Source organism: Arthrobacter sp. E3, assembly GCF_017353415.1.
Lineage (GTDB): Bacteria > Actinomycetota > Actinomycetes > Actinomycetales > Micrococcaceae > Specibacter.
Window position 1 is genome coordinate 21,335 of the sequence record NZ_JAFMPX010000045.1, and the last position, 6,000, is coordinate 27,334.

Annotated in this window: 5 protein-coding genes; 2 read left to right on the top strand and 3 right to left on the bottom strand. The window is 59.5% G+C overall.

The window, feature by feature from the left end; genetic code table 11:
* Window positions 1-93 precede the first annotated feature (93 nt).
* Together JMA46_RS14975 and JMA46_RS14980 are read left to right on the top strand one after the other, a co-directional pair.
* Entirely contained in the window at window positions 94-459 is a 366-nt protein-coding gene (locus tag JMA46_RS14975) for a hypothetical protein (protein ID WP_207346150.1), read from the top strand.
* 28 nt (window positions 460-487) lie between these two features.
* Complete coding sequence (locus tag JMA46_RS14980; protein ID WP_207346151.1) at window positions 488-883, top strand: hypothetical protein; 396 nt, start codon at window positions 488-490, stop codon at window positions 881-883.
* Window positions 884-961: 78 nt separating this feature from the next.
* Here the strand turns inward: JMA46_RS14980 and JMA46_RS14985 are convergent, their stop codons facing one another.
* The 3 genes from JMA46_RS14985 to JMA46_RS14995 form a co-directional block, all read right to left on the bottom strand.
* Complete coding sequence (locus tag JMA46_RS14985) at window positions 962-1,858, bottom strand: DNA methyltransferase (protein WP_207346152.1); 897 nt, start codon at window positions 1,856-1,858, stop codon at window positions 962-964.
* Between the two features lie 170 nt (window positions 1,859-2,028).
* Window positions 2,029-2,811, bottom strand: coding sequence for a glycosidase (locus JMA46_RS14990; protein WP_348770189.1), 783 nt, complete (start codon window positions 2,809-2,811; stop codon window positions 2,029-2,031).
* Between the two features lie 159 nt (window positions 2,812-2,970).
* Entirely contained in the window at window positions 2,971-5,814 is a 2,844-nt protein-coding gene (locus JMA46_RS14995; RefSeq protein ID WP_247647345.1) for a DEAD/DEAH box helicase, read from the bottom strand.
* Window positions 5,815-6,000 lie beyond the last annotated feature (186 nt).

A 6,000-nucleotide genomic window follows, 5' to 3' on the forward strand; every position in this document is an offset into this window, starting at 1 on the left:
GCGGATCTCGGTAGTTCAGACCGCCAAAATCTAGATTCCGACGATCGCCGGGTCCGAAGGGAAGACCTCAGCCAATGCTGGTACAAATGGAGCATGACCGACGCATCCAGCCACCCGACACCTGGCACCAAGAGTTCGCCGCAGACCCGTTCCCAGCTCACCGGTACCGTGGTGTCGCTCATTGGCTGGGTGGTGGTCATTTTGCCGATCATCCTCATGTCGGTGATGATCTTCGCCTCTGTTCTGGATCCCTCAGCCGGTATGGCCGCGCCTGCACGCGTCGGGCTCATGTTTCTGGGCGCAATATTGCTGTTCTGCATGATCGCCACCCCGCATCTGCTGGGCCAGGCCGTGATTTACCGAGAACGTGCCATGTGGCGTGCAGCCCTGATCACCGGCATCCCCACCGTCGTCGTCATTTTGTATTTCTTGTTCCGCTGGTTGTCCAACTTGGGTTGATCCCAGCAAGGCATGCCAAAATGTAGCCATGCCCCGTCCCCATCGCGAGATACCGTCCCAGCGCCTTCCCGCTTCACACGCCCAGTCTCCAGCAGCCACCGCCAAGAAGCCCCGTTCACTGTGGTGGGGCATGCTGATCACCGTTGTTGGCTGGCTACTGCTGGCCTATCCGATTGTGCTGCTGGCCCTGGTGTCCACCGTTTTTGTGTCCGGCCCGCTCGATGGACAAGTGACAGCTTCCGGAATTGCCTTGGGCGTCTTGGGGTACATCGGCACGCTGGCCATGCTGGCGTTCCCGCCTCTGCTGGGCTTCGCAGTCATGGCACGACGCCGGACCCCCTGGCTCGTTGCCATCCTCACCGGAGTACTCACCCTGGCCGCGTTCCTCTACCTCACAGCGGAGTGGCTGGTCCCCCTCGGCTGAACCTACTCGGCAGGCCTGAGGGCCTGAGGGCCGCGGGCGCCTGCGAAACCACGGCGCACGCCGAGGATGCCAGCGGAACTACTGGCCGGCGTCGTGCTTGATGAACGTGACCATGCCGGGGCCAAGGCGGGTGCGCATGACCTCGATGGCCTCGGGGTTTTGGTCGACCAGGACGAAGCGGCGCTCGAGTTCCAGGGCCGCGGCGCCGGTGGTGCCGCTGCCGCCGAAGAAGTCGAGCACCCAGTCGCCCTTTTCGCTGCTCGCGGAGATGATGCGGCGCAGGATGCCGATCGGTTTTTGGGTGGGGTAGCCGGTTTTTTCGCGGCCGTTGGGTGAGACGATTGTGTGCCACCAGGTGTCGGTGGGCAGTTTACCGAGCGCCACTTTTTCGGGCGTGACGAGGCCGGGGGCCATGTACGGTTCGCGGTCCACTTCGCTGCTGTTGAAGTAGTACGTTTTGGGGTTTTTGACGTAGACGAGGATGTTGTCGTGCTTGGCGGGCCACTTCTTTTTGGCGCGGGCGCCGTAGTCATAGGCCCAGATGATCTCGTTGAGGAAGCACTCGCGGCCGAAGAGCGCGTCGAGGAGGACCTTGGCGTAGTGGACTTCGCGGTAGTCGAGGTGGAGGTAGAGGGTGCCGTCGTCGGCGAGTAGGCGCCATGCCTCTTCCAGCCGGGGTTCCAGGAACTCCCAGTAGTCGCCGAACGAGTCGTTATAGCTGAGCGTCAGCCCCTTGATGGTCTCGTAGCTGCGACCCTGAAAGCCAACGCGTGAGCCGGTTTCACTGCGCACGTTCGTCATGTTTTGGCGGGCTTGGACCTTGCCGGTGTTGAACGGCGGGTCGATGTAGATCAGCCGGAAACGCTCATCCGGCAACGTGCGCAGGTAGGAGAGGTTGTCGCCCTCCACCACCAGGTTCTCCGCCTTGCCCTGCCAGAGAGGCAACTGCTGGAAGTCCTGCGCGTCTTGTGTCATGCATCAAGGCTAGCCCGGCGGCTGGACTTGGCCGAACCGGCGCGACTTGTGCTCCACCGTCGACGAACGCCAAGCAGTTGCTGCACACCAAACAGGGACGGTCACCGAGCACGTCTCGGTGACCGTCCCTGGACCGTCATTCAAACTTGGAACTTGCCGGCACCAGTGGGTTAGGCGCGCAGCACGTCCTTGGTGGCGTGGTTGTAGTGGAAGGTCACGGGTCCGCCGTCGTGGGAGAACTCGTGGTTGGCGCCGTCGATGGCACCAAATGCACCGTAGTTCTCATCCCACGATCCGTTAACCACTGCCTTGTAGCTGTAGTGCCCGGCAGGCAGGTCCGCGGTGAGCTTCCAAACGCCGTGCTGAGGATCCAGCGCCATCTGGACAGCGTCGCTGCTCGGATCCCAGTTCTCAGCACCGAGCACGGCGCCGAAGTTTCCAGCCAACGCCACCGATGAGGGCTGGTCATCCAGCACGACGTCGGACTCATCCGTTGATGCTTCCTCGGCGGCAGGTGCAGCGGCACCGTTGTCAGACGGGGCAGCTTCCGTGGCCTCTGCCGTCGGAGTCTCGGCGGCCGGCTCTGCGGCGGACGCTTCCGGGAGCGGGGTGTCAGCCGGGGCTTCAGCGCCTGTTGCCAGAGCTTCAATGAGCTTGTCCACGGTGTTGAACACGACGGTGGCACGCAAGCCGTTGTCAGTGATCTCCCAGCCGGTGCGACCCTTGGTCATCCAGTTGGCCTTGACGAGGATTGCCGTAGCCTTGGTGAGGTTCTTGTGGCCGCGGGGAATGCCGCCGCTGAGCAGTTCGGATTCTTCCGCGGTGAACGGAACTCGGGCAACAGCTTCGGCCAAAACCTCACCGCCGTTGGGCTTGGCATCCAGCCGCGATCCTGCGGCCATGATGTCCAAAACTTCTTTGAGTCGGCGATTGGTGTTGTCTCGAATGCTCACAGCATGATCTCCTTTAAAAAACGGGGTACAAGGATACTGTGGCATGGTACGCAGATACCGGCCAGTATGTGACGTGGTTGTGGGGTCAACGTGTCGAAATTGCTGAGAGGAAGTACGTGCCGGCGGCTATGCGGGGTAGGCGTCAAAATCCCGAAATAGCTACTGCGCCACTGCGGCTGCATCAGCAAACACATCAGCAGGCATCGCCCTTTGCAGCTTCCAAGTGATGGCGATCGGCTTCTCACCCTTGTGCTGGACGTAGTCAACCTGACCCAGGCACGTATAGGGCATGGTCAGCCCGGTCTCATCTTCTGCGGTTTCTCTGGTGAACAGGACGATCTGTGAACTATGCGACTTACGGTCTAAATAGCGTCGTCCTGTCGGGCTGGATGGCGATGTCGCGTTCTGAGATTCCCAGTGAAATAGTTCAGGGCTAATCGCATAGTCCTTGTACATCGTCGTCGCCGAATGGTTGGCTTCATCCTTGTTCATAGTGACGAAGAAGGCATCCGTCTTCGTTTCCGGGCACCAAGCAACACCCTCGCGGTGGCTGACGTTCTTTCCCTTTTGCAACGAACCAAATTCCAGAGCGGCAAGAATTTCTTCGCGTCGGTAGGTGGCGTGCGACAGCAACGGGATGCCGGCCAATTCCATGCCCAGACTCTTTCCAGCACGCTTCGAGGCTTTTGCCGCCAAAGCGACAAGCTGCTGGATTTCGTCACAAACGAAGGGATAGCTTCGCAGATGCTTGAACCCGGCATCATAGGACGCAAACCCTCCCGCATCGTCCCACAAGATATAGAAGAGCATCCTGGCGAAGACTTGTTCACGCGGCGTCAGGTCGTCGTACGCGGGGGCGTCGGCGGATACGAGCATTGAATATGCGTCTGCTCTCTCCTGGTCATCGACGTGGATGAGAGCTGCCATTCGGGATAGCAGCCTTGCCTCCCCCGCATAAGTGAGTTCGTCGAGCTTGCCTGATATCAAGGATTCTGCAGGCGAGAATCCTTCAATCAAATTCGCTTTCCGCAGGTAGCCGGTCCAGGAGTCTTTCGTGGAGCGGTAAATCGTCTTGATGTCATTCCCTGACTTCGCCAAGTATTCGGCAAGGAGCACTTCAGCATAGGACTTTACGTCCTTTACCAAGCTCGGCCGGTTCAATTTCAACTGAGCCTTCAGACTGGTCAGAATGACTTCCTTGGCTACACGGTCAAGCACGATCTGAGAGCCTGACGGCAGGAACGGAAAATCATCATCGACGGCTTTCGTCAGCTGTTTCTTCCCGTATCCGGTCAGTGCCCGGTACCGGACATCGAAGCGGAACTCTCGGTGTTGCTGCCCAATGAAGTCAAGGACAGTCAACACCGCCTTGTCGGGCGCACGGCGCAGCCCGCGTCCCAGTTGCTGGATGAATATCGTGGAACTCTGAGTGGGCCGCAGAAGCAGGATCGTGTCCACCTGCGGCAGGTCCAGGCCCTCGTTGAACAGGTCGACCGCGAAAATACAGTTGATCTCCCGCTTACGCAGCCTTTTCAGCGCAAGGGCACGTTCGACGTCGTCAGTCTTGCCTGACACGGCGACCGAGGCTATCCCGGCATTATTGAACACTTCAGCCATGTAGACGGCGTGCTGAACGGAAACGCAGAATCCAATGGCGCGCATCTCCGAGGTGCTCGTGACTTTGTCCCTCAGCTCTCTGATGACCTTTGCAGCTCGTGCGTCATTGCCGGTGTAGAGCTGACTCAGCTGCTGAAGATCATAGGAGCCGCGCTTCCACTCTAGGTGGCTCAGGTCGACGTCGTCTGAGACTCCAAAGTAGTGGAATGGAACGAGCAGGTCCGCGTCCAGTGCGTCCCACAGTCGCAGCTCGCTGGCGGTGCGTCCCTCGAAGAACTCATCCGCAACATGGATACCATCGCCGCGCTCGGGTGTAGCCGTGAGCCCCAAAAGTTCCATGGGTTCGAGATGGTCAATGAGCTTTCGGTAGGTGGGCGCTGCCGAATGGTGGAACTCGTCAATCACGACGACGTCGAAACGGTCTGCAGGCAAATCACCGATGCCTTTGGCAGAAAGTGACTGGACGCTGGCGAAGACATGCTTCCAGAGCTTGGGCTTGTGCTCTCCGACGTAGAGCTCGCCGAAGGCGCCGTCCTGCATGACGTTTCGGTAGGTCGTCATTGACTGTTGCAGGATTTCCTTGCGGTGGGCGACGAAAAGCAGTGAAAGTTGGCGTCCGGCGACTTCGCACAGTTGTTTGTAGTCGAGTGCGGCAATGACTGTTTTTCCTGTGCCTGTTGCCGCAACGAGCAGGTTCCGGTGAAAACCCTTGGCACGCTCAGCTTCCAGGTCCTCGAGCATCTCTTCCTGGTGGAGAAATGGCTGGATTTCCAGGCCGGTAAGGGTGTTCGGCGCGGCCGTGAACTTGCCGCCGTTGCGTGCGAGTGCCGCATCGAGCTTGTCGGCGTCCAGCTCCGGATCATAGCTCTGAAAGGCCCGCTGCTCCCAATAGCTGTCAAAGGTGATGCCAAACTTCTGAAGCAGGGCGGGCGTTCCAACGTTGGAGAGCCTGACGTTCCATTCCAGCCCATCCAACATGGCTGCTTGGCTCAGGTTGGAGCTGCCGACGTAGGCGGTGTCGAACCCCGTGTTGCGGCGGAACAGCCAGGCTTTTGCATGAAGCCTGGTGGACTGCGTCTCGTAGCTGATCTTGACCTCTGCCCCGTACTCGTTGACCAGGTGGTCGATGGCCCGTCGCTCGGTGGCGCCCATGTACGTGGTGGTGATGACCCGCAGTTTTCCACCGCGTTCCTCGAAGCCTAGGAGTGCTGAGTCCAAGAGGCGGATGCCCGTCCAGCGGATGAACGCACAGAGTAGGTCAACGGAATCTGCAGATTCAATCTCAGTCCTGATTTCTGCGGCAAGGTTAGGGTCGTCCTTGCCGTTGGTGAGTAGCGCGCTATCGCTGAGCAGTGTTGTTGGTCGGCGCAGCTGACGGCGTTTCAACGTGTCAGGCCGATGCAGCGACCGAAGCTGCTGAGGACCTGAGGTGACCTTATTGCCTAAGAACGTGTTGGGAAAGCCTGTGGTGTTTTCCGGGTGACTATCCCAGGCTGCAGGTCCAGCATTGAATCATGAAGGATGTTTCGGCTCCGCGTCCCTATCCCTCGGACCTGACGGATGAGGAGTGGT

Coding starts and splice junctions, on each gene's coding strand:
- JMA46_RS14975 (WP_207346150.1), top strand. CDS start 94: ATGACCGACGCATCCAGCCACCCGACACCTGGCACCAAGAGTTCGCCG.
- JMA46_RS14980 (WP_207346151.1), top strand. CDS start 488: ATGCCCCGTCCCCATCGCGAGATACCGTCCCAGCGCCTTCCCGCTTCA.
- JMA46_RS14985 (WP_207346152.1), bottom strand. CDS start 1,858: ATGACACAAGACGCGCAGGACTTCCAGCAGTTGCCTCTCTGGCAGGGC.